General features: G+C 66.7%; 23 protein-coding genes and 1 pseudogene. 7 read left to right on the top strand and 17 right to left on the bottom strand.

Annotation, left to right across the window (positions count from 1 at the left end; translation table 11 throughout):
• The 3 genes from galK to QPK29_RS24145 all read left to right on the top strand — a co-directional run bounded on the left by galK (position 1) and on the right by QPK29_RS24145 (position 5716).
• Entirely contained in the window at positions 1 to 1101 is a 1101-nt protein-coding gene (galK, locus tag QPK29_RS24155) for a galactokinase (protein ID WP_371768456.1), read from the top strand.
• Positions 1088 to 2890 (top strand): glycoside hydrolase family 2 protein, encoded by a 1803-nt coding sequence (locus QPK29_RS24150; protein ID WP_371768455.1) that lies wholly within the window; start codon positions 1088 to 1090, stop codon positions 2888 to 2890. The genes galK and QPK29_RS24150 overlap by 14 nt, the downstream gene beginning before the upstream one ends.
• 222 nt (positions 2891 to 3112) lie before the next feature.
• On the top strand, positions 3113 to 5716 hold the full coding sequence (locus QPK29_RS24145; RefSeq protein ID WP_371768454.1) for an NAD(P)-binding protein: 2604 nt from the start codon (positions 3113 to 3115) through the stop codon (positions 5714 to 5716).
• A 22-nt stretch (positions 5717 to 5738) separates the two neighbouring features.
• On the opposite strand, the gene QPK29_RS24140 is transcribed toward QPK29_RS24145, so the two are convergent.
• The 7 genes from QPK29_RS24140 to QPK29_RS24110 all read right to left on the bottom strand — a co-directional run bounded on the left by QPK29_RS24140 (position 5739) and on the right by QPK29_RS24110 (position 10676).
• Positions 5739 to 6410, bottom strand: a complete 672-nt coding sequence (locus QPK29_RS24140; RefSeq protein WP_371768453.1) for a hypothetical protein — start codon at positions 6408 to 6410, stop codon at positions 5739 to 5741.
• A 141-nt stretch (positions 6411 to 6551) separates the two neighbouring features.
• Positions 6552 to 6953 (bottom strand): VanZ family protein, encoded by a 402-nt coding sequence (locus tag QPK29_RS24135; protein WP_229412275.1) that lies wholly within the window; start codon positions 6951 to 6953, stop codon positions 6552 to 6554.
• Positions 6954 to 7027: 74 nt separating this feature from the next.
• Positions 7028 to 7351, bottom strand: coding sequence for a hypothetical protein (locus QPK29_RS24130; RefSeq protein WP_082577584.1), 324 nt, complete (start codon positions 7349 to 7351; stop codon positions 7028 to 7030).
• Between the two features lie 533 nt (positions 7352 to 7884).
• On the bottom strand, positions 7885 to 8652 hold the full coding sequence (locus QPK29_RS24125; protein WP_371768452.1) for an SDR family NAD(P)-dependent oxidoreductase: 768 nt from the start codon (positions 8650 to 8652) through the stop codon (positions 7885 to 7887).
• Between the two features lie 72 nt (positions 8653 to 8724).
• The gene (locus QPK29_RS24120) at positions 8725 to 9234 is read right to left on the bottom strand and encodes a TPM domain-containing protein (RefSeq protein ID WP_371768451.1); all 510 of its coding nucleotides are present in this window, start codon (positions 9232 to 9234) and stop codon (positions 8725 to 8727) included.
• Positions 9234 to 10088 carry a TPM domain-containing protein gene (locus QPK29_RS24115; protein WP_371768450.1) on the bottom strand — a complete coding sequence of 285 codons (855 nt, stop codon included), beginning with the start codon at positions 10086 to 10088 and terminating at the stop codon, positions 9234 to 9236. The genes QPK29_RS24120 and QPK29_RS24115 overlap by 1 nt, the downstream gene beginning before the upstream one ends.
• Positions 10089 to 10097: 9 nt before the next feature.
• Positions 10098 to 10676 carry a LemA family protein gene (locus QPK29_RS24110; RefSeq protein ID WP_056126473.1) on the bottom strand — a complete coding sequence of 193 codons (579 nt, stop codon included), beginning with the start codon at positions 10674 to 10676 and terminating at the stop codon, positions 10098 to 10100.
• Positions 10677 to 10829: 153 nt separating this feature from the next.
• Here QPK29_RS24110 and pyrF point away from each other — a divergent pair, with 153 nt between their 5' ends.
• Positions 10830 to 11651: an orotidine-5'-phosphate decarboxylase gene (pyrF, locus tag QPK29_RS24105; protein WP_371768449.1), complete on the top strand. Its 822-nt coding sequence runs from the start codon at positions 10830 to 10832 to the stop codon at positions 11649 to 11651.
• Between the two features lie 84 nt (positions 11652 to 11735).
• Here pyrF and QPK29_RS24100 read toward each other — a convergent pair whose 3' ends face one another.
• The 3 genes from QPK29_RS24100 to QPK29_RS24090 form a co-directional block, all read right to left on the bottom strand.
• A complete protein-coding gene (locus QPK29_RS24100; RefSeq protein WP_371768448.1) occupies positions 11736 to 12959 on the bottom strand; it encodes an MFS transporter in 1224 nt (407 codons plus the stop codon).
• A 41-nt stretch (positions 12960 to 13000) separates the two neighbouring features.
• Positions 13001 to 14449 carry an exodeoxyribonuclease I gene (gene sbcB / locus QPK29_RS24095; protein ID WP_160410566.1) on the bottom strand — a complete coding sequence of 483 codons (1449 nt, stop codon included), beginning with the start codon at positions 14447 to 14449 and terminating at the stop codon, positions 13001 to 13003.
• A gap of 66 nt (positions 14450 to 14515) precedes the next feature.
• The gene (locus tag QPK29_RS24090; RefSeq protein WP_371768447.1) at positions 14516 to 15469 is read right to left on the bottom strand and encodes a GGDEF domain-containing protein; all 954 of its coding nucleotides are present in this window, start codon (positions 15467 to 15469) and stop codon (positions 14516 to 14518) included.
• Between the two features lie 108 nt (positions 15470 to 15577).
• On the opposite strand from QPK29_RS24090, the gene QPK29_RS24085 reads away from it, so the two are divergent.
• Positions 15578 to 16366, top strand: coding sequence for a helical backbone metal receptor (locus tag QPK29_RS24085; protein ID WP_371768446.1), 789 nt, complete (start codon positions 15578 to 15580; stop codon positions 16364 to 16366).
• Here QPK29_RS24085 and QPK29_RS24080 read toward each other — a convergent pair.
• The 6 genes from QPK29_RS24080 to QPK29_RS24055 all read right to left on the bottom strand — a co-directional run bounded on the left by QPK29_RS24080 (position 16359) and on the right by QPK29_RS24055 (position 21940).
• Positions 16359 to 17453, bottom strand: a complete 1095-nt coding sequence (locus QPK29_RS24080; RefSeq protein ID WP_371768445.1) for an acyltransferase family protein — start codon at positions 17451 to 17453, stop codon at positions 16359 to 16361. The genes QPK29_RS24085 and QPK29_RS24080 overlap by 8 nt on opposite strands.
• Before the next feature lie 120 nt (positions 17454 to 17573).
• The gene (locus tag QPK29_RS24075) at positions 17574 to 17948 is read right to left on the bottom strand and encodes an HPF/RaiA family ribosome-associated protein (protein WP_371768444.1); all 375 of its coding nucleotides are present in this window, start codon (positions 17946 to 17948) and stop codon (positions 17574 to 17576) included.
• A gap of 75 nt (positions 17949 to 18023) precedes the next feature.
• Positions 18024 to 18692: a DUF1345 domain-containing protein gene (locus QPK29_RS24070; protein WP_056126441.1), complete on the bottom strand. Its 669-nt coding sequence runs from the start codon at positions 18690 to 18692 to the stop codon at positions 18024 to 18026.
• Positions 18692 to 19954, bottom strand: a complete 1263-nt coding sequence (locus QPK29_RS24065; RefSeq protein ID WP_371768443.1) for an MFS transporter — start codon at positions 19952 to 19954, stop codon at positions 18692 to 18694. The genes QPK29_RS24070 and QPK29_RS24065 overlap by 1 nt, the downstream gene beginning before the upstream one ends.
• 78 nt (positions 19955 to 20032) lie before the next feature.
• Complete coding sequence (locus tag QPK29_RS24060) at positions 20033 to 20791, bottom strand: class I SAM-dependent methyltransferase (RefSeq protein ID WP_056126445.1); 759 nt, start codon at positions 20789 to 20791, stop codon at positions 20033 to 20035.
• 120 nt (positions 20792 to 20911) lie between these two features.
• On the bottom strand, positions 20912 to 21940 hold the full coding sequence (locus tag QPK29_RS24055; protein ID WP_371768442.1) for a CDP-6-deoxy-delta-3,4-glucoseen reductase: 1029 nt from the start codon (positions 21938 to 21940) through the stop codon (positions 20912 to 20914).
• 11 nt (positions 21941 to 21951) lie between these two features.
• Here QPK29_RS24055 and QPK29_RS24050 point away from each other — a divergent pair, with 11 nt between their 5' ends.
• Together QPK29_RS24050 and QPK29_RS24045 are read left to right on the top strand one after the other, a co-directional pair.
• Complete coding sequence (locus QPK29_RS24050) at positions 21952 to 22833, top strand: NAD-dependent epimerase/dehydratase family protein (RefSeq protein ID WP_371768441.1); 882 nt, start codon at positions 21952 to 21954, stop codon at positions 22831 to 22833.
• 147 nt (positions 22834 to 22980) lie between these two features.
• Entirely contained in the window at positions 22981 to 23244 is a 264-nt protein-coding gene (locus QPK29_RS24045) for a hypothetical protein (protein WP_371768440.1), read from the top strand.
• Between the two features lie 5 nt (positions 23245 to 23249).
• Here QPK29_RS24045 and QPK29_RS24040 read toward each other — a convergent pair.
• Positions 23250 to 23636 (bottom strand): annotated as a pseudogene (locus QPK29_RS24040) (hypothetical protein); the annotation flags it as partial.

Here is a 23636-nt window from a genome sequence, read left to right as displayed (position 1 = left end):
ATGAACAATCCCGAGACCTTCTTCGGCGGCGCTCCGGAAGCGTTCGCGTCGGCCCCCGGTCGCGTCAACCTGCTGGGCGAGCACACGGACTACAACGACGGCTACATGCTGCCCGTGGCGACGCCGCAGCGTACCGAGATCGCCCTCGCGCGCAGCCACGACGACCAGCACCACCTGTACTCCGGCACGCTGGACGGCAACGTCACGTTCGCGGCGCAAGGGGGCAGTGCGCCGCAGGGCTTCGGCAGCTATATCGAAGGCTGCATCCGCCTCGTGGAAGCGACGGGCGTCACCGTGCCGCCGCTGCGCGTGTTCGTGACCACGACCCTGCCCGTCGGCTCGGGCCTGTCGTCGTCGGCGGCGCTCGAAGTGGCGATGCTGCGCGCCATGCGCAACCTGCTCGGGTTCGACCTCGACGACGTGAACCTTGCTAGAACAGCGCAGCGCGCGGAGATCGAATTCGCCCGCGTCAACTGCGGCATCATGGACCAGATGGCGGCCAGCCTGTGCGACGAACGGAGCATGCTGTTCATCGATGCGCGCACGCTGGAACATCACCTCGTGCCGCTGCCGGAAGGCGCGGAGCTGATCGTCGTCGACTCCGGCGTGCCGCGCACGCTCGCGGCCAGCAAGTACAACGAACGCCGTGCCGAATGCGAAGAGGCGTCGCGCAAGCTGGGCGTGAAGGCGCTGCGCGACGTGACCGATCCGGCGGCCGTGGAGTCGCTGCCCGAGCCGCTGCGCCGGCGCGCGCGCCACGTCGTGCTGGAAGACCTGCGCGTGCTCGAAGCGGCGAAGGGCGTGTCGGCCGAACGCTTCGGCGAACTGATGAACGCGTCGCACGAGAGCCTGCGCGCCGACTACGAAGTTTCGATTCCCGAGCTCGACCAGCTGGTGGCCGCGTTGCGCGCCGCCCCGGGCGTGCTCGGAGCACGCCTGACCGGCGCGGGATTCGGCGGCGCGACCGTCGCGTTGTGCCGGGCAGGCCAAGCACGACAGGCAGCGGAAACTGCACTCTCCACCTACAACAAAGCAGGACGTCGGGGTCGTATCCTGATCCCGGTCCCGACCCAAGGAAAGGAAAACAATGAGCCAGTTTGAGTATCCCCGCCCGCAGCTGGTCCGCGACAATTGGATCAACCTGAACGGTAAATGGCGCTTCCGTTTCGACGATGAGCTGGTCAACAAGATGCCGGCCGGCGTCACCGGCTGGACCCACGAGATCAACGTGCCGTTCGCGCCCGAGACGGAGATGTCCGGCATCCAGGACACCGGCTTCCACCGCTTCTGCTGGTACGAGCGCGACTTCGAGCTGATGCCGTCCGAGGAGCGCGTCATCCTGCACTTCGGCGCCGTCGATTATTTTGCCCGCGTGTGGGTCAACGGCCAGCTCGTGGCCGAGCACGAAGGCGGCCACACGCCGTTCAGTGCCGACATCACGTCCGCGCTGAACGGCAACGGCAGGCAGATCGTGACCGTGTTCGTCGAGGATGATCCGGCCGACCTCGCCAAGCCGCGCGGCAAGCAGGACTGGCTGCTGGAACCGCACTCGATCTGGTATCCGCGCACGACCGGCATCTGGCAGACCGTGTGGATCGAGAAGGTGGCGCGCACCTTCATCCGTTCGCTGCGCTGGACGCCGATCTTCGAAACGTTCGAGATCGGTTGCGAAGTATTTGCCGGTGGCGACATCCAGGAAGACATGTTCGTCGAGGTCAAGATCTGGCACGGCGAACAGCTGCTCGCGGACGACAACTACAAGCTGCTCCAGGGCGAGGCGAACCGCAAGATCGCGCTGTCCGACCCCGGCATCGACGATTCCCGCAACGAGCTGCTGTGGAGCCCCGAGCGGCCCACGTTGCTGGACGCGGAGGTGATCCTGCGCTGCGGCGACAAGGTGGTCGACACGGTCAGGTCGTACACGGCGCTGCGCGCGTTCCACATCAACCGCGACCGCCTGCTGCTGAACGGCCGCCCGTATCCGCTGCGCCTCGTGCTGGACCAGGGCTACTGGACCGAGTCCTTCCTGACGGCGCCGTCCGACGAGCATTTGAAACGCGACGTCGAACTGGCCAAGCTGATGGGCTTCAACGGCGTGCGCAAGCACCAGAAGATCGAAGACCCGCGCTACCTGTACTGGGCCGACAGGCTGGGCCTGCTCGTGTGGGAAGAGATGCCATCGGCCTACCGGTTCTCGCCGCGCGCGATCACGCGCATCGTCAAGGAATGGACGGAAGCGATCGAGCGCGACTACAGCCACCCGTGCATCATCGTGTGGGTGCCGTTCAACGAATCCTGGGGCGTGCCGAACCTGACGCTGACCCAGGCGCACCGCAATGCGGTCGAGGCGCTGTACCACCTGACGCGCACCCTCGACGCGACCCGCCCGGTGATCGGTAACGACGGCTGGGAAGCCTCGGCCACCGACATCCTGGGCATTCATGACTACGACTGCAATCCGGACAAGGTGAAGGCGCGCTACGAGGTCTCCGACCCCGTGCGTACGCTGTTCGACCAGCGCCGCCCCGGCGGACGCATCCTTACTTTGGACGGCTTCCCGCACCGCGGCCAGCCCATCGTGCTTACCGAATTCGGCGGCATCGCATTCGATCCGAACGCGACGCCCGAGGACGGCACGTGGGGCTATACCCGTGCCCACACGGCCGAGAGTTATCACGCGCTGTACCGAGATCTGCTGAAGGTGGTCAACGAGACCTTCATGTTCAGCGGTTTCTGCTATACCCAGTTCGCCGACACGTTCCAGGAAGCGAACGGCCTGCTCAATGCGGACCGTACACCCAAGCTGCCGTTCGAGTTGATCAGCGCGGCGACGCGCAACATTACCCTCGAACCCAAGGACGTGGAAGAGGAGGGGGACAAGCCGGGCTGACGCAAGCGCCGCCCGGCGCGCTCCGAACCCCGACGCGAGCACGGCACCCTTTGGGCGCCCGCCCCATCGCAGCGCGGCCACGGTTGACTAGCTCACCCTTGACCGCGCTGTGGACGGGTTCGCTCGTCCGTGCCGCGTGCAGAGCGTTCGCCGCCGCGGCGCGGTCGGTCGGCCCACGCCACCGATCAATTGAACGCCCCGCGCGGGCGAGAAGGAGCCATCATGTCCACGATCGTCGTTTTCAGCCACCTGCGCTGGGATTTCGTGTTCCAGCGGCCGCAGCATTTGCTGTCGCGCCTGGCACAGCATTACCCGGTCCTGTTCGTCGAGGAACCGGTGTACGATGACGGCGCCCCGTTCATGGAGCGAACCAGCCCCGCGCCGAACGTGACGGTGTGCCGCGCCCACACCCCGATCCACGCCAACGGTTTCCACGACGACCAGCTGCGGCTGCTCCAGCCCATGGTCGCGCAGCTGGCACCGCCAGGTGAGGAGGTCGTCGCATGGTTCTACACGCCGATGGCCCTGCCGCTGCTGCAATCGCTGCGGCCCGCGCTCGTCGTGTACGACTGCATGGATGAACTGGCCTCGTTTCGCAATCCTCCCAAACAATTGCTGCAGCGTGAAAGCGCGCTGCTCTCCATCGCCGACCTCGTGTTCGCCGGCGGCCCCAGCCTGTACGAGGCCAAGCGCCACCGCCACCCGAACGTGCACTGCTTTTCCAGCAGCGTCGACGTCGTGCACTTCCAGCAGGCGCTGGACCGCACGCGCGCGCATGCTCAGCAGGATGCCATCCCGCACCCGCGCCTCGGCTTCTACGGCGTGCTGGACGAGCGCTTCGACCCGGGCCTCGCCGGCGTCGTCGCCGACGCGCACCCCGAGTGGCAGATTGTGCTGGCCGGACCGGTCGTCAAGATCGATCCGGAGCGTCTTCCACGCCGCCCCAACATCCACTACCTCGGCCAGCAGCCGTACGCGGCGTTACCCGACCTGCTGGCCGGCTGGGACGTGTGCCTGATGCCGTTCGCCATCAACGAGGCGACCAGGTTCATCAGCCCCACCAAGGTGCTCGAATACATGGCGGCCCAACTGCCGATCGTCAGCACGCCGATCGCCGACGTGGCCAATCCGTACGGCCACGTGGTCGCCATTGCGTCCACCGCCGACGAATTCGTCGCGGCCTGCGAAGCGGCGCTCGCGCAGACACCGGAACAGCGCCGCCACATGGTCGACGCGATGCAGACCGTCGTCGCCGCCACGTCGTGGGACAACACGGCCGCGCGCATGCGCGAGCTGATCGACACGGCCCCGCCGCACACGGACCGGCGTGCCACGCCGCGCAGCCCGGATGCGGCCAACGATCCGGCCGCCGCGTCCTTGCGCGGATCGAAAGTGAACCCGCTGCGCGCGCACGAGCCGCACGTGGGTACGGTCGTCATCGGCGGCGGGCCGACGGGCCTGTCGGCCGCGTACCACCTCGGCGCCGATACCTTGCTGCTGGACCGCAACGAATCCGTCGGCGGCTGGTGCCGCTCCATCGAGGACAACGGCTTCACGTTCGATCACGCGGGCCACATCATGTTCTCGAACGACCCCTACGTCCTCAAGATGTACGAGGTGCTGCTGGGCGATAACGTGCACTGGCAGAACCGCGAAGCCTGGATCTACAGCAAGGGCGTCTACACCCGCTACCCGTTCCAGGGCGCGCTGTACGGCTTGCCGCCGAAGGTCGTCACGGAGTGCATCATGGGCGCCATCGACGCCCGCTACGAAAGCGCGGAGAGCAGGACGGCGGCCGCGCAAGCCGTCGACGACTGCTGCGCCGACGGCACGACGGATGTGTGCAACACCGATCGCTCGGTGAAAGGCGAAGTGAAGAACTTCGAACAGTTCATCTACAAGGTGTGGGGCAAGGGCATCGCGAAACACTTCGCGATCCCGTACAACCGCAAGATCTGGACCGTGCCGCTGTCCGAGATGGAGACGTCGTGGCTGGGCGGCCGCGTGCCGCTGCCGAACCTGGAAGAGATCATCCAGGGCGCGCTGGAACCGTCGCCGAAGCCGCTGGGCCCGAACGCCCGTTTCGGCTATCCGCTGAAGGGCGGCTTCCAGGCATTGATGAATGGCTTCCTGCCGCATATCAAGGGCAAGATCGAACTGAATGCCGACGTCGTGCAAGTGCTGCCGCGCGAGCACATCGTCGCCCTGCGCGACGGGCGCCGCTTCCGCTACGACGACCTGATTTCCACGATGCCGCTGCCGGAGCTGGTCAAGGCGATCGGCAACGAGGCGCCGGAAGAGGTGAGGGCGGCGGCGAAGGGGCTGCGCCATGTGTCGATCCGCTGCGTGAACATCGGCATCGACCGCGTCGCCACCGACAAGCACTGGATCTACTATCCGGAAGACACGGTCTTCCACCGCATCTTCGTGCAAGGCAATGCGAGCCCCGGCTGCAATCCGCCGGGCGGCTTCGGTTTCACCTGCGAGATATCGTACTCACCGTATAAACCGCTGCCAGTCGACGGCGAGGCGCTGGTCGCGCGTGCCATCGAGGATTGCCGCAAGGTCGGCATGATCCGGGACGGCGACACGATCCTCGCCGCGAACCAGGTCGACATGCCATATGCCTACGTGCTGTACGACCACGCGCGTGCCCGCAACGTCGAGACGTGCAAGGCATGGCTGAAGCAGTACGACATCACGCTCGTCGGCCGCTACAGCGAGTGGGAATACTACAATTCCGACCACGCCCTGCTGGCCGGCAAGCGCGGCGCCGACATCGTGCATGCCAAGCGCGCGCGGGCGCAGAAAGCCAGTTCGGAATAGGCGCCCGCCCGCCTGGTGCTGCTTAGTGCTGTATGGCGCCGCCGGACAGGCTGACCCGGTCGCCGGTGCGGAAATCCGGCGTCGTCTGCTGGGTCACGACCTGCGTGCTGCCATCGTCCATGCGAAGGGTGACGCGGTAGACGCGGTCGGGCGAGGAACCCGTCGTGCCGCCGGAGCTGCTGCCCATGGCGGCGCTGGCGCTGGTATCGCCTTCGGTGGCGGCGCTGCTCGACCGGGGCATGACTTCGATGGCGGCGACGGTGGCGTTCGGGCTCATGCTGGACGCGGACGTGCCGCCGCCCGACGCGCCGTAGCTGCTCTGGCTGCCGCCGGTCATGCCGCTGCCGGTGGTGGCGCCCTGGTCCTGCATCATGCCGGAAGTGCCTTGCGAGCCGGACGTGTCGTACCCGCTCGAGCTGCCCGCGGCGCCGGCGCTGCCGGAGGAACCGGACGAACCGGAGGAACCGCTGCCGCCACCCCAGCTGCCCGATCCTTGCGATCCGGTGCCGCCGCCGGTGCCCGACATGCCGCCGCTGGTCGACGTGCCTGTGGCCGTGCCGCTGCTGCCTGTCTCGCCGGCGCCGCCGCTGCTGCCGCTGCTGCCCATGCCGCCGCGCCAGGAACTGCACGCGGACAGCCCGACTGCCAGCGCCAGCAAGCCCGCCAGGAAGACGCTCTGGTGTTTTTGCTTCATGATCAACTCCTTCTGATGGGATAGTGTCAGGTTAGATGAGTGACGATGCCGCGTGCCACTTTGGTAAGAGGCGTGTTCGGTATCGGCGTTCAAACTGCCTGTCGTTGAACATGAGCCACGTCAAAGTCGTGGCGTGCCGGCTCAGCGTCCGGCGTCGACCGTGGCGCGCGCTGCCAGCAGGGCCATCACGCTGCCCGCCACGATGGCGGCGCTGACGTCGACGGCCCAGTCGCGCACGCTGGCGCCGCGGTAGGGAAAGAAACTCTGCACGTACTCGTCGCCCGCGCCCATCGCCGCGACCGCCAGCACGGCCTTGCAGGCGCGTGCGAGCGGCGTGCCGCGGCTGCCGCTGAACCACAGCGCGGCCAGCACGGCATAGGCGATCGAGTGCAGGACCGCTCCCGGTGCGTAGGCAGCGATGTCGGCGCGGGCGCCTGGAACGTTACCGACCGTAATGATGGTCACGTACACCAGGACGGCTCCTGCAAGGCACAGCAGGCGCACGCGCGGATTCTGCAGGAAGGTGAATAGAGGCATCGTCATGGCAAGGCAGCTCGAAAAAAAACGCTCACCTTACCATGCTCGTTGTGCACGTGCACATGACACGTGTGCAGGCCTCAGATCGTGAGGGCGGGCGCGCCGTTCGGGTAGTGGGCGTCGAAACAGCTGGCGCAGTCGGCGCAGAACAGGTGGGCCACGCGCACCGAGGATTGGCGCAGGACCAGTTTCAGGTGGCCGCTCTGGCATTTCGGACAAATCTCCCGGACGCTGCCGAAAGTCAGTACGTCAAGAGGTTGCCCTTCATCGTCGAGGTGGTCGATGACCATGCGCGGATTGAGCTCGCTGAGAACCAGACAGTCTTCCGGTTCCGCATGGCGGCGGCGCGATGGTTCGGGGTCCTGCTGGGGTGGCGACATCGTCTCAGGTACAGGTAAAGTCATTGGACCGGCTCCTTGGAATAGTCTTGTCCCCACGCGACTGGAAAAATCGCGAGGCGCGAATTTCATCATAGCGGAAACCTGAGATGGTTCAAGTACGACAACAAAAGAATTGTGCAGTGCGTGGCGAACACAACAACAAGGATACGGAACAAAAAAAATGCCCGCCAACGAAGGACGGGCACAACCCAAGATCGGGCCAAGAGACGCAGAATCCGGTGCGGTGTGCCGCGAGCGGCACACCTTCTGCGATCACGCATATCGGTTGCGTGTATGCAGATGAACTCAGTATAAAGACACAATGTGAAAGGACCATGACACATCTCAAGAGTGCGCCGGTTTGTGCCGGAACGTTTTCGGATGGGGCTGGTCACGTCGCGTGACGCTAAAAAAAAAAGCCCGCTGTTAGCGGGCTTCAAACTATTTTCTTGGAGGAGAATAGTGGAGACAGGTGCCATTATGTTGCGGTGCGATATATGTGTCCAATGATGAATTCGGATACCTGTCATTACCCCGGGTGATAATGGTTCATCTCGCTATTCATTCTTGACGGGCACCGTGTAATTCAGCGCCATGCGGCCGCCGTCCGCATACAGCGTCTGGCCCGTCATGTACGACGCATCGTCGCTGGCGAGGAACGCGGCGATGGCGGCGATTTCTTCCGGCTCGCCACAGCGGCCCAGCGGCGTGCGCGACAGGATCGTGTGGCGCGCCTCCGGGCTGCCCAGCACGGCCTGCTTCGCCAGTTCCGTCAGGATCGTGCCCGGGCCGATCGCATTGACCCGGATGCCGTGCTGGGCCAGGCTGATGGCCATCACGCGCGTGAGCTGGTTGACGCCGCCCTTGGACACGACGTACGGGATCTGGTTGGGAATCGTCAGTTCCGCGTTCACGCTCGACATGTTGATGATGCAACCCGACTGCCGTTTGACCATGTCGCGCGCGACGGCCTGGCTGCACAGGAACATGGACTTCAGGTTGATGCGCAGGACGCGGTCGAAATCCTCCTCGTCGAGGTCGAGGAAATCGGCGGCATGCGTGACGCCGGCATTGTTGACGAGGATGTCGACGTGGCCGAACGCGGCCAGCGTGGCGGCGACCATCGCGTCGACTTCGGATTTGATGCTCACGTCCGCCTGGAAGAAGCGGGCAGTGTCGCCCAGCGCCGCGGCCGCGGCCGTGCCTTCGGGCCGCACGTCGACGAGCATCACGCGCGCGCCCTCGCGCACGAGGCGTTCGGCGCACGCCAGGCCGATGCCCTGGCTGGCGCCGGTGACGATGGCGGTTTTCCGGGTGAGTTTCATGGATGTCCTCGCTGCTGCAATAAAAAGAAAAGGCCGCCATTGTAGCGGCCCTCTGTTGAACTATGCAGTCGATCAAAGCATCACGGGCCGATCCGGCAATTCATTCGGCCGCGCACCCCCGGACGGGAAATGCTGGCGCAGCAGCTGGTTCACCTGGGCGATCGCGGCCAGGGTCGCCGCGTGGAACTCGCCGCGGGCAAAGCCGCGCGTCATCGTGTCGCACACGCCTTGCCACGTGGCCGCGTCGATCTTGCGGTCGATGCCCCGGTCGGCAATGATATCGACCTTCCGGTCCGCAAGATTTACGTAGATCAACACTCCGCAGTTGTCTTCGGTATCCCAGATGCCGTAGTCGGCGAAGAGGGCGATGGCGCGCTGGCGGGTCGTCACGCCGGCCCACGCGAGCGACAGCGGCATGCCTTTTTCGACGATCAGCCGCACTTCGCCGCGGTGCGTCTGTTCGCCCGCCGTGATGGCTTCCGTCATCGCCGTGAGCGCTTCCGGCGGGAACGCGCGCTCGGCTTCGTTGCGCGTGCTGAGCAGGTGGCGCAGGGCGCGCCGCAGGCGGTTCGGTTCTTCCATCACCAGTCTCCCGAGGCGCCGCCGCCGTCGAAGCTGCCGCCACCACCGCCCGAAAAGCCGCCGCCGCCGCCATCCGAAAAGCCGCCAGAAAAACCGCCGCCGCCGCGCCAGCGGTCGTTGTCGTGCTGGTTGGCCGCGTTGGCGAGGATGTTGCCGAGGATGAAGCCGGTGGTGCCGCTGCCCCAGCCGGCGCCATAGCGGCCCGGCTGCGCGAGGCGCGTGCGGCGCGGGCGGAACACCGAGCGCAGGACGGTGATGCCGACGAGGATCAGGAAGATGCTGACGACGACGTTGGGGCCGTCATCCTCCTGTTGTTGCGCGGTCGGCTGCGCCTGCGGTGCCGGGAACTTTTCCTGGTTCAGCAGGGTGGCGATGGCGCCCGCGCCCGCGACGAGGCCGCCGTACCAGTCCTGCTGGCGGAAGTGCGGGGCGATCGTGTCTTCCAGAATGCGCTTCGATTGCGCATCCGTGAGGACGCCCTGCACGCCGCGCCCGGCCTCGATGCGCAGGCGGCGCAGCGCCTTCGGATTGTCTTTCGCGACGACCAGCAGCACGCCGTCGTCGACGCCCTTGCGTCCGAGCTTCCATTCGTCGGCCACGCGGATGCTGTACTGCTCGATGGCTTCCGGTTCCGTCGAGGAGATCAGCAGCACGGCGATCTGGCTGCCCGTCTTGGCCTCGTAGTCGGCCAGTACGCCTTCCAGTTTCTGGCGCTGGTCCGGCGTCAACATGCCGATCTCGTCGGTGACGCGCGCGCGCAGCGCCGGCACCGGCTTGAACTGCTGGGCGTGCGCCTGGGAAGCCAGCAGCAAGGTCAGCATCCAGGCCCACAGCAACCGCGGCAGGGCGTTCATGGCATGGCCTTATTTGCCGAAGTTGACGGTCGGCGCCGTCGAAATGGCCTTCTCGTTCTCGACCGTGAACGACGGCTTGGCCTGGTAGCCGAACATCATGGCGGTCAGGTTGGTCGGGAAGCTGCGGACGGTGACGTTATAGTCCTGCACGGCTGCGATATAGCGCTGGCGGGCCACCGTGATGCGGTTCTCGGTGCCTTCCAGCTGCGATTGCAAGTCGCGGAAGCTGGCGTCGGCCTTGAGCTGCGGATAGTTCTCGGACACGGCCATCAGGCGCGACAGCGCGCTCGACAGCTCACCCTGCACCTGCTGGAATTTCTGGAAGGCTTCCGGGTTGTTCAAGACTTCCGGCGTGATCTGGAAACTGGTCGCGGCCGCGCGCGCGCGCGTGACGGCTTCCAGCGTATCCTTCTCGTGCGTCGCATAGCCCTTGACCGTGTTCACCAGGTTGGGGATCAGGTCGGCGCGGCGCTGATACTGGTTGACGACCTCGGCCCAGGCAGCCTTGGTGGCCTCGTCCTTGGCCTGGAACTGGTTGTAGCCGCAGCCCGACAGCAGCGTGGCGGCCAGTACGGCGGCCAGCACCATGCCGGCCCAGCGCGTGAACAGGGAAGGTTTCATCTGACGTCCCGTAACTAGTTGTCGAATGGCCAAAATATAACCGAAATGCCACAGTGATGGCGAGACAAACGGGCGCAAGGCTACAATAGAGGGTTTGCAATCAGATCAGAGAGGCCGCCCATGAACTTCATCGACAAACTGAACGCCGCCTGGAAGCGCAACGATTCCCTGCTGTGCGTGGGACTCGACCCGGACACGGCCCGCTTCCCCGCACACCTGCGCGATCGCCCGGACGGCATCGTGGAGTTCTGCAAGGCCATCATCGACGCGACCGCCGACCTGGCCTGCTCCTTCAAGCCGCAGATCGCCTATTTCGCCGCGCTCGGCGCGGAAGACCAGCTGGAAGCCATCTGCAACTATCTGCGCGAGACCTACCCCCATATCCCGCTGATCCTGGACGCCAAGCGCGGCGACATCGGCGCGACCGCGCACCAGTACGCGCGCGAAGCGTTCGACCGCTATGGCGCCGATGCCGTCACCGTGAACCCGTACATGGGCTTCGACTCGGTCGAACCGTACATGGCGTGGAAGGACCGCGGCGTGATTGTCCTGTGCCGCACGTCGAACGCGGGCGGTTCCGACCTGCAATTCCTCGACGTGGGCGGCCAGCCGCTGTACCAGCACGTGGCGCGTCTCGTCGCGGAAAAGTGGAACAGGAACGGCCAGTGCGCCCTCGTCGTGGGCGCCACGTTCCCGGAAGAACTGGCGCAGGTGCGCGCCATCGTCGGCGACATGCCGCTGCTCGTGCCCGGCATCGGCGCGCAGGGCGGCGACATCGAGGCGACCGTCAAGTCGGGCCGCACGGCCGCCGGCGCGGGCATGATGATCAATTCCTCGCGCGCCATCATCTACGCGCAGCCGCAGGGCGGCGAGGACTTCGCCGCGGCCGCGCGCCGCGTGGCGACCGAAACGCGTGACGCCATCAACGCGCACCGCGGTTAAGAATCCGTCCCAGCAGGGTGGCACCCCTGTGCCCACCATGCGTTAGCGCGACGCATACGTTTGGTGGGCGGAGGGCCGCCCACCCTACCGTATCAGGCCGTCCCCGCGCTGCCGGGCGACAGCCAGGTAGCGCATCCCGACCGCCAGCGCCGCGAAGCCCGATGCGGCGGCGACGCCCAGCGCCCAGCGCGGCCCCGCATGGTCGGCCACCCAGCCGACGATGGGCGCGCCGATCGGCGTCGTGCCCAATGCGATGCCGAGCCGTAAGGCCATCACGCGGCCGCGCATCGCGGGTTCCGTGGACAGTTGCAGCAGGCTGTTCGAGGTATTCGTGAAGGTGAGGGCGGCCACGCCCGTCAGCGCCAGCGCGGCCGCGAACCACAGGTAGCCGGGTGACACGGCCGCCAGCGCGCAGCCGGCGCCGAACACGCCGGCACCGACGACGAGTGCGCGGAACCGGGTATGCTCGCGGCGCGCGGCCAGGAGCGCGCCGACGACGCTGCCGACGGCCATCGTCGACGACAGCAGGCTGTAGCCCCGCGCATCCGTGTGGAACACCGAGACGGCCATCGTGCCGATGAAGATCGGGAAGTTCAGGCCGAACGTGGCGATCAGGAACAGCATGCCCAGCAGCGCCATCAGGTCCGGCCGCTTCCATACGTAGCGCACGCCGTCCAGCATGCCGCGCCCGCCTGCGCTCCCGGGCGCGCGCGGGTGCAGCTCGTCCTTGCGCAGCCAGGCCAGCGAGCACAGGATCCCGACGTACGACAGCCCGTTGACGACGAATGCCCAGCCGGTGCCGACGCCGGCGATCAGGAGGCCGGCGGCCGCGGGGCCGATCATTCGCGCGGCGTTGAACGACGTCGAGTTCAGCGCGACCGCGTTGGGCAAGTCGGCATCCCCGACGAGGTGCGCGACGAACGTCTGGCGCACGGGCGCGTCGAAGGCCGATGCGCAGCCGAACAGGAAGGCGAACACGTACACGTGCCACAGCGCGACGACGCCGGTCAGCGTCATCGCACCGAGCGCGAGGGCGAGCGTGCCCATCGCGGTCTGGGTGATCATCATCAGCTTGCGCTGGTCGACGTGGTCGGCGGCCCAGCCCGTCCACGGCAGCAGAAGCAATTGCGGGCCGAACTGCAGGGCCATCACGGTGCCGACGGCCGACGCGTTGTGGTGCGTCAGTTCCGTCAGCACGAGCCAGTCCTGGGCCGTGCGTTGCATCCACGTGCCAATGTTCGAGACCAGGGCGCCGGCGGCCCAGAGGCGGTAATTAAAATTGCTTAGCGAACGGAATGCACGGGACATCGGTGTGAATCGTGGACACAGGGTGCCCACCGTCGCGCCGGTCAATACCGGCTGGGGGCGATCATCTCCGCGTAATCATACAGGGCCCCGAGGATTTCCTCAGCGCGCTCGTCCGCCGTCTCGGACAGCGCGTCTATCTCGGCAAACAATTGATCAATCGTGCGCGCAGCGCCCGCGCCGTCGAACAGGCGCGCGGCGCGGTGGTCTTCCCAGGCCTGCTGCTCGTCCTCGCCCAGCGTGTGCGGGAAGTTGCGGGCGCGGTAGCGGAACAGCAGGTGCGACAGGCGCTCGTCCTCGAACGACGGGCGCAAGGTCGCCAGCTTCGGCGCGGCTTCCGCCCGCAACGATTCCAGCCGGCGCCGGTCGCCGTTCGAGACGAAGCCGCCGTACAGGTCTTCGTCGACGTCGACGCTCGCGGTGACCGCATCGCGCTGGTACACCTTCTGCCAGATCGCCGTCATGTCCGGCCCGGCCGCGGCGCTGCGGGCGTGGGCGAGGCATTGCTCGACGTCCAGTTCCCAACGCGCCGCCATCTGTGTGCTGAGCGTTTTCAGGTTCCCGACCAGCATCGGCGACTTGTTCAGGTGCACGCTCTTGATCGGGAGGCGCGTCATGCCCTCGGGCATCTCGGCGGCGCGGGTGAACATCCGCTGGCGGATCGTCTCGACGTTCAGGTTGAACAGCTCGGACGGGTCGTGGCGGCAGTCCCACACGAGGACTTCGTTCTTGTTCGTGGGATGCGTCGCGAGCGGCCAGACGACACCCAGGCAGCCGCGCTCGGCCGGGAACATGCCGGAGACGTGCAGGAACGGCTGGCGCAGTGCGCGGTCCAGGTGCAGGCCCATCTGTTCCGCGACCTTGTCCTTGCGGCGCAGTTCGAGGCAGAAGTCGAACAGCTTCGGCTGCTTGCTGCGCAGCAGGCGCGCGAGCGCGATGGTGGCGCGCACGTCGGACAGCGCGTCGTGCGCGGCGTCGTGCACGAGGCCGTTGTCGCGCGTGAGGTGTTCGAGCTTGAAGCTGGGACGGCCGTCGTCATGGCGCGGCCAGGTAATGCCGTCGGGACGGAGCGCATAGGCCATGCGCACGACGTCGAGCATGTCCCAGCGGCCGCAGCCGTTCTGCCATTCGCGCGCATACGGGTCCATCAGGTTGCGCCACAGCAGGAAGCGCGTGACCTCGTCGTCGAAGCGGATGGTGTTGTAGCCGACGCCGATCGTGCCCGGCTCGGAAAACGCGGCGCAGATGCGGGCCGCGAATTCGTGTTCGGGCACGCCGTGTTCCAGGCAGTGCTGCGGCGTGATGCCGGTGATCAGGCAGGCTTGCGGGTCGGGCAGGTAGTCGGGCGCCGGCTGGCAATACAGCATGATCGGTTCGCCGATCTCGTTGAGGTCGGCGTCGGTGCGGATCGCGGCGAACTGTGCGGGACGATCGCGCCGCGGTTCCGCGCCGAAGGTCTCGTAGTCGTGCCAGAGGAAGGTGTGGTTGCTCATCGTGGCGCCATTCTAACGTGCATGATTCGCACGGCCTAGCACCGGCTCAATCCGGTTTTGGGAACTTCACGTGCCGATGCGGTCGCGGCCTGCTTCCTTGGCGCGGTACAGCGCGGCGTCGGCGGCCTCGATCAGGCCCCGTTCGTCCTGGCCGGGCAGCAGCGTGGCGACGCCGAACGACCCGGTGACGTGCGGCAGCGGCAGGCGCATGTCGTCGAACACGACGGCCTCGCGCATGCGCACGCACAGGCGCTCGGCGACCGTCAGCGCCTGCGCCCGCGGGGTGGCGGGCAGGATCGCCATCATTTCTTCGCCGCCGTAGCGCACGGCGAAATCGGTCGGACGCAGGCCCGCGCGGATCACGCCCGCGGCCGCGCACAGGGCGGCGTCGCCCGCGATGTGGCCATGCGTGTCGTTGAAGCGCTTGAAGTGGTCGAGGTCGATCATCACGAGCGACAGCGGCCCGCCGTCCTGGCGCGCGCGCGTGACGAGCTTGGGCAGCGCGTCGTTCAGCCAGGCGCGGTTGTACAGGCCCGTGAGGCCGTCGTTGAACGACAGCTGGCGGTAGAACTCGCCCAGCTTCTGGCGCCGGCGCAGGCGGGCGTTGGTCGCGCGGATGCGGAACGACAGCAGCCGCAGCAGGTTGCGCGCCACGCCATTGTGCCCGTCGATCAATTGCCACACGCGGTCGGGTTCGATGACGAGCAGCTCGCTGTCTTCCAGCGCGACGATGGCGTCGAGGTTGGCGGCATCGTCCAGCACGGACTGCTCGCCCACGCTTTCACCCGGGAGGATGCGCTCGACATTGCCTTCGCCCAGCGCGCCCTCCACGGCGAGGCTGCCCGCGAGCAGGATGTAAAGGCGGGCGCGCAGGCCGTCCTCGAGCGCTTCGCCCCGCGGCAGCCGCACGAGCCGGGAATCGGCGAGCGCTTGCGCGACGGCGGGATCGTCGATGTCGCGAAAGAGCTGCAAGTCGCGAATGCGGTAGGGGGATGCACCGAAAGTGCCGGTCACGATCATCGGATTGACTGCCAGGCGACAACTTATATTGACAACCTCGCATGATACCTTAACGAAACACCAGCGCCGATGCTTGGCGCCGATAAACAACAGTGTTTCAATGGCGGCATGACTACCGCCCCCGATTTTCTGGCCGACGCCCTCGGCCACCACCACGCACCCGCGCCCGATGCGCGCATCGTCTGCCTCGTGCCCTCGATCACCGAGCTGCTGTGCGACCTTGGCCTCGCGGGCAAGCTCGTCGGCCGCACCGGTTTCTGCATCCATCCGCGCGACGTGGTCGCGGCCATCCCCAAGGTGGGCGGCACGAAGGACGTCAACATCGAGAAGATCCGCAAGCTCGCGCCCACGCACGTCGTCGTCAACATCGACGAGAACGCCAAGCCGACCGTCGAGAAACTCGCCGGGTTCGTGCCGCACGTCGTCGTCACGCATCCGAACACGCCGCGCGACAATGTGCCCCTGGCGCGGCTGATGGGCGGGATCTTCGGCGCGGAAGAGGCCGCCGCGCGCTGGTGCCTTGCATTCGAGGCCGAGTACGCGGCGCTGCACGCGGCGCCGAAGGGACCGGCGCGCACGGTGCTCTACTGCATCTGGCAGGATCCGTGGATGACGGTGTCGAAGGACACGTATATCGCGAACATGCTGGCCGAACTGGGCTGGCGCGTGCCGGACCTGGGCACGGACCGGTATCCGCGCTTCGCCTGGTCGCAGGCGCTCGTCGACGGGCTCGATGCCGTGCTGCTGTCGACCGAGCCCTACCGCTTCACGGAAGACCATGCGGACGCACTGGAAAAGCAGCTGGGGATTCCCGTTTATCTCGTCGACGGCGAGATGATGTCGTGGTACGGCAGCCGGGCGCTGGCCGGGCTGCGCTATCTGCAGACGCTCAAGTAAAGGCCGGCGCCGCGCCGCGGCGGGCCCACACGTTGCGCAGCCACCTGGCCACCGGCTTTTCCACGCAGCGGTGCACGACCAGCGCCGCCACGCAGGCCACGGCCACGGCACCGGTCAGCAGCAGGGCGCCCGATCCGGCGTAGTGCAGCTTGCGCGCGGCCTCGACGGCGATGCTGATCGCGATGCCGTGCGTGAGGTACAGCGGATAGGACAGCGCGCCCAGCAGGCCGCCGATGCGGCCCACGCGCAGATTGCCGGCGGTCTCGGCTGCGACGAGGCCAATGATGATGCAGGCGGAACTCACGCCGTACAGCACGACCGGCAACAGGCCGTGCTCGGCCATGCTCTTGTAGAGACCGGTGTTTTCCACGAGGCCCGTGGCCAGGAAGGCGAGGGTGCCCGCCAGCGCGAGCAGCCGCGGGAAGGCGATCGTGCGGTGGCGCAGCACCCACGCGACGCCCATGCCGAGGAGGAACAGCAGGTTGTACGGGGAGGCGAGCGTCCGGACGGTGTCGCCGAACAGCCCGGCCGGCAGCTGGAGATCGGCCACGCGCGCCGTGCAGAACAGGATCGCCCAGGAAAGCAGCACCCAGCGGCTCACGCGCACGCGCCAGATGGCCAGGCCGAACAGGGCGTAGAACAGGACTTCGTGGACCAGGGTCCAGGACTGGATCAGCATCGGCAACTGGCTCTGCGGCAGCAGCAGCACGGATTTTATCCAGTAATCCCACGCAAAATTCCCCGCGAACCCGTATTTCGCGGTGATCAGGACCATCACGACCAGGTACAGCGGATAGATGCGCGTCGCGCGCTTCCACGCGAACGAACCCAGCCTGCCGGGACGGTCGAGGTCGGCATGGTGGATGTAATAGATGATGTAGCCGGACAGGACGAAGAAGAAGGGCACGCCCGCATGGCCGAAGGTGAACAAGCCGCCGAACGGCGCGCCGCGTTCCGGCTGGGCCAGTTCGACGACGTGCGATCCGTGGAAGAAGGCGACGAGCAGGGCGGCGATGCCGCGGGCCGCTTCGATGGTCAGGAGCTTGTCGGTCCGGGCGGCGGGTGTGGGTTGTGCAGTCGTGGTCATGGTGCTTGCTGTTGTCCGTACAAGCGTATATGGACGCTCCGGATGACGCAAGCATATTTTAATTTTTGCAACACTTTTGGCGGACAACGGACTGGCGGCAGTCCGTTGCCGCGACCGCGATCAGGAATTGCTGGCCGGGTCTTTATCGGACTCGGCGTCCACGGGCAGCGGTTCGCGCTTGTTCTTGTCGTTCAGGCGGCCGATGGCGCTGTCCAGGGCGCGCTTGAGCTTGCCGACGGCGCTCGTGATCGACTGTTGCAGGTTTTCCGCATGCGCATGCACGACGACGGGCGCATAACCCGAGACGAGCGCTTCCATCATGCAGTAGTTGCTGCCGTCTTCGTGCTTTTCCTTGTTCTCGTTGGAGAGGTGCACGTCCACGCGGCGCACGTGGTCACCGAAGCGGCCGATCGCTTCTTCGACCATGGTGCGGACGCGTTCGTCGAGGCCGGAATGGCGCTGGATGGTGTTATCGGTGTTGACATTAACTTCCATAAACTCCTCCAAAAGTGGTCACATTTGCATCGATATTACCCGCTCCGGAGAAAACCCGCCGTTCCGCACGCGCACTCAGGTGTTCACGAGGCTTGCCGCGATGTTCACGGACAGGCCGAGGATGACGAGGTTGAAGAAGAACGCGAGCACGCAATGGCCCAGCACGAGCTTGCGCATGGCGCGCGTCTTGACGGTCACGTCCGACGTCTGCACGGCGACCGACAGCGTGAACGAGAAGTACAGGAAGTCCCAGTAATTCGGCTGCGTGTGCCGGTCGGGGAATTCCAGCGGCAGCGCGTGCTTGCTGGCCGTGTAGTAGATGTGCGCGTAATGGAAACAGTACATGACGCCGACCAGCAGCCAGGAACCGATCACGGTCAGCGCCGTGAAGCCGTAGTGCAGCGCCTTGACGTGCTCCGTCGCCTCCTTCATGTTCGCCAGTTCCGTCACGATCGCGTACACGCTCAGGATCGCGCCGACGACGACGGCGCCCAGCACGGCGCCCCCGCTTTCGTCCTGCCTTTCGGCGATCGCGCGCACGCGGCTGTGATCGGCGCGGAACATCGTCCACGCCATGATCAGCAGATAGGACCAGACGCCGCTGTTCCAGCCGATCAGGGCGCGCCGCAGGTCGCTGTAGTGCGCCGGCACGAGCATTGCGACCGCCACGCCGAGCATCAGCGCGCCGAGCAGGTACGGGCGGCTGCGGATGAAGCGCAACAGGAAGCCTGGCTGCCGTTCCATCACGCGGCCCCGGCCTTGGCGGCCTGTTCCGCCTCGTGGTGCGGGAAGCGGTCCATGCGCGACAGCACGGGGAACAGCTTCATCCACGTGCCCGTGACGACGAGCGTGGCGACGCCGCCGAACACAATCGCGCGCACGAGGCCGAACCAGCTCGCGGTGAGGCCCGATTCGAATTCGCCCAGTTCATTGGAGGCGCCGATGAACACGGCGTTCACGGCGCTGACACGGCCGCGGATCTCGTCCGGCGTCTCGTACTGCACGAGCAGGTGGCGGATGTAGACGCTGACCATGTCGCCCGCGCCCAGCAGGAACAGCGCGACGAGGGCCACATAAAAACTGTGCGTGAGGCCCATCGTCACGGTGGCCGCGCCGAACAGGGCGACGCCGCCGAACATCCACGGGCCGACCTTGCGCGTGATCGGCCAGAACGCGAGCGCGATCGAGCACAAGGTGGCGCCAGCGCCGGGCGCGGTCCGCAACAGGCCCAGGCTCGTGGGGCCGGCGTGCAGCACGTCGTGCGCATACGCGGGCAGCAGGGCGGTGGCGCCGCCGAACAGCACGGCGAACAGGTCGAGCGAAATGGCGCCCAGCACGATTGGCCGCGACCACACGAAGCGCAGGCCTTCCAGCAGGGTGTGCCAGCTGACGGGCGCTTTGTTCATCGCCTGCGGTGCGCTTTTCGTGCCGGACATCAGCAGCACCGCGATGACGAGCAGCGTGCTCGACACGCCATACACGACGTTCGGCCCGAACACGTACAGCAGGCCGCCCAGCACCGGGCCGACGATCACGGCCACCTGGAACGTCGAGGAGCTCAGCGCGACGGCCTGCGAGAAATCCTTCGTGGCGACGAGGTTGCGCAGCACCGCTTGCGACGCCGGCTGCATGAAGGCGCGCGCGCTGCCGAACAGCACGAGCACGGCGTACACGGGCCACACGGTCTGGCTGCCGGACAGCGTGAACGCGACGAGCAGCAGGCTGCACAGCAACTGCGTGGCCATGCAGGCGAGGACGATGTTGCGGCGGTTGTGCGTGTCGGCCACGTGGCCGGCCCACAGGATCAGGACAAGGAATGGCGCGAACTGGGCGAGGCCGATGAGGCCGAGGTCGAACAGGCTGTGCGTGATCTGGTAGACCTGCCAGCCGACGGCCACGCTCTGCATCTGGACGGCGAGCGTGCCGAGGAAGCGCGAGGACAGGTAGAACGAAACGTTACGGTTGCGCAGGACGGCAAGGCGCCCTGTCGGAGAAAGCACGGACATAGGTTGGGAGAGGGAATGGCGGGAATGCAACCCTCATTGTGCCTGATGTCCGCGCGATGTGCTGTCTTGACAGCGGCTTTACTTCTTGACGAACCGGATCGCGAACTTGTCGTCCGGCGCGCCCTTCATTTCGAAGAACGGCAGATCGCGCGGGTCGGACGGCGCGCGCAGGTAGTCGCTCTTCGCGTCGACCTTGAAGCCGGCCTTCGTCACCTCGTCGACGACCGTGTCCTCGTCGATGCGGTGCAGGGTCTTCGTGGCCGTGAGGCCGCTGCCCTTCTTGGCCGCGTTGTCGATGATGACGAGGTGGCCGCCCGGCTTGAGGGCGTCGTACAGGCGCTTGTTCAGCGCGGCGCGGTCGGCCGGCGTGTTGACGATGTCATGGTACGACATGTTGATCGTGACGAGGTCCAGCGGCGGCGTGCCTTTCGGGACCGGATCGTTGAAGTCCGCCACGACGGCGTGCAGGTTCGGCAGCGTGGCCTGGCCCAGGCGCGCGTCCAGCTTGGCGTTCGGCTTGGCGTTCTGGGCCCAGACTTCGCCCTTGGGCCCCACGGCCGCCGTCAGCAGGGCCGCGGTGGCGCCGCCGCCGGACGCCACGTCGAGCACCTTCATGCCCGGCTTCACCTGGGCGAACGTGAGGAATTCGGCGGATTTGCGGTGTGCGTCGCCCTTGCGGTCGTCGTCCGTGCGGAGCGGGCTGGCGAGGACGGTTTGCCAGCTGTTGCTCGCCTGGTCGGCGGCGTGGGCGGGGAGGGCGCCCGAAAGGAGGGCTGTCGACACGAGGGCGGCCGACAGGGCGAGCAGGACAGGGGCACGGCGGAGCGTCTTGTGCATGTTAATGGACCCTTTCTTGTTTGGTAACCGGCCGGTGCGGCCGGGGCAAACGGGAACATACTCCAAATTCTTGTCGAGATATACAGGAATCGTGTCTGCATGTGCGCCCCGCCGGGCACGTCAGGGCTGGGCCAGGTCCGCTTCCGTCGTGAAGGCGTCGGCGTAGAACTCGTCGGCCGGCAGGCCGCATTGCTCGACGTAGTCGCGCCGTGCGGAATCGACCATGACCGGCGCGCCGCACGCATACACCTGGTGGTTCGACAGGTCGGGGATGTCCTGCATCACCGCCGCGTGCACGAAGCCCGTGCGGCCCGTCCAGCCGTCTTCCGGCAGCGCGTCCGAGATGACGGGCACGTACGTGAAGTGGGGCAGCTCGCGCGCCCACTGCTCGCACAACGCGTGCATGTACAGGTCCTGCGGCCGGCGTCCGCCCCAGTACAGGGCGACGGGACGTTCCGACTTCAGGTGGATCATGTGCTCGACGAGCGCCTTGACCGGCGCGAAGCCGGTGCCGGAGGCCAGCAGCACGATCGGCTTGTCCGAGTCTTCGCGCAGGAAGAACGTGCCCAACGGACCCTCGAAGCGCAGGATGTCGCGTTCCTTCATCGCCCCGAAGACATGGTCCGTGAACACGCCGCCGGGGAGGTGGCGGATGTGCAGTTCGACCGGGCCGCCCAGCGACGGCGCGCTGGCGATGCTGTAGGCGCGGCGCTTGCCGTCCTTGAGCATGAATTCGATGTACTGGCCGGCGCGGTAGGCGAGGGCTTCGTTGGCCGGCAGCTGCAAGGTGAGGATGGCGACGTCCGGCGCGGCGCGGCGGATGGCGGTGACGCGGGTCGGCATCTTGCGCACCGGGTACTCGCTGCTGCCGCCCACTTCGCGCGCTTCGATCACGACGTCGCTCTCGGGCACGGCGCAGCACATCAGGGCGAGACCCTGCAGCTTTTCCTGGTCGGTCAGCGCGCGTGCCTGGTGCGGCTTGTGATGGATCGTGCCTTCGACGACCTTGCCCTTGCAGGAACCGCAGGCGCCGTTCTTGCAGCCGTACGGCAGGCCGATGCCGGAGCGGATCGCGGCCGCGAGCACGGTTTCGTCCGCGTCGCAGTCGTAGTGGTGGCCGCTGGGCTGGACAGTGATCTGAAACGTCATACAATCCTCGAATGGATACAAAAAACAAAGTCAGGTTCAACAAGCCGCGCCTCCTGATCGTGGGCTGCGGCGACGTCGGCATGCGTTTGCTGCCGCTGGTGCGCGAGCGTTTTCGCGTGTTCGCCGTGACGAGCCAGCCGGCCCGGTGCGCGGCACTGCGTGCGGCGGGCGCCGTCCCCGTCGTGGCCGACCTCGACCGGCCAGCGACGCTGAAGCGATTGGCAGGACTGGCGCAGCGGGTCGTTCATCTTGCGCCGCCACAGCAGGACGGCGCGCTCGATTTGCGCACGCGCAATTTGATCGCCATTCTACCCGAGGGCGCGCGGGTGGTTTATGTCAGCACCTCGGGCGTCTACGGCGACCGTAGCGGCGCGGCGACCCCCGAGACGACGCCCGTCGCCCCGCGCAACGCCAGGGCGCGGCGCCGCGTGGACGCCGAACGCGTGCTGCGCGCATGGGCCGTGGCGAGCGGGGGCAAGGTGGGGATCCTGCGCGCGCCCGGCATCTATGCGGCGGACCGGCTGCCCATCGAACGGCTGCAGCGGGGCACGCCGGCGCTGGCGAGCGCGGACGACGTGTACACGAACCACATCCACGCCGACGACCTGGCGCGGCTGTGCGCGCTGGCGCTGTTCCGCGCATGGCCGGGGCGTGTCTACAACGCGTCCGACGACACGCGCATGAAGATGGGGGATTATTTCGATCTCGTGGCCGATGCATTCGGCCTGGCGCGGCCGCCGCGTCTCGCGCGCGCCGAGCTGGAGAAGGCGGTGTCGCCGATGCTGCTGTCCTTCATGTCGGAATCGCGCCGGCTGGACAACCGCCGCCTCGGCACGGAGCTGCGGGCCCGCCTGCGCTATCCCCATGTCGGCGACGGCATAAGGGCGTCTTAAGCATTTCGCAACTAATCCATGTATCATTCGGGTACGCCGTAGAGCGACCACACAAAGAACTTATATTTCCCGAAACTGGCTGATTTTCCATAACCCGCTATGGGTTGTGGAAAATTTCCCATGGATGTCACAAAGCGAAAGACGAACATGCCCATCAGACGCATACCTGACGGCGCCGAGTATGACCCGAACCGGGTCCTCGACGCCATCATCAATAAACTCAAGCTCAAGAACGACGCCGCGCTGTCGCGGCTGCTGGAAGTGGCGCCTCCCGTGATCAGCAAGATCCGCCACAACACCCTGCCGATCGGCGCCACCCTCCTGCTGCGTATGCACGAGGTGTCCGACTACAGCATCCGCGAGTTGCGCGCGCTGATGGTGCGGCCCCACGCGGAGGCCAGCGCGGCCTGACCCGCTCAGGCGGCCTTGTTGGCGGTGTGCGGGCTGGCGCACCAGGCGGTGGCGCCGCCGCCCTGGGTCAGCTTGCCGATGTGCGGGCTCGCGCACCAGGCGGTGGCGCCGCCGTCGTGGGTCAGCTTGCCGATGTGCGGGCTGGCGCACCAGGCGGTGTCGATCGCGCGCCGGGTCAGCTTGTCGATGTGCGGGCTCGCGCACCACGCGGTGGCGGCAGCGCGCTTGCCCGCGGTATGCGGGCTCGCGCACCATGCGGTCGCGCTGTCCGTCGCCTGGCCCGGCTCGATGTGCGGGCTTGCGCACCATGCGGCCGCGCCGTCCGCGGCCTGGGCGACGGCGCCCGGGTAGGTGTCGCCGAACGTGGCTTCGTACAGCTCTTTCATGCGGTC

The organism is Massilia orientalis, assembly GCF_030411975.2.
Taxonomy (GTDB): Bacteria; Pseudomonadota; Gammaproteobacteria; order Burkholderiales; family Burkholderiaceae_D; genus Telluria; species Telluria orientalis.
This window is presented reverse-complemented; position numbering and strand designations above follow the sequence as displayed.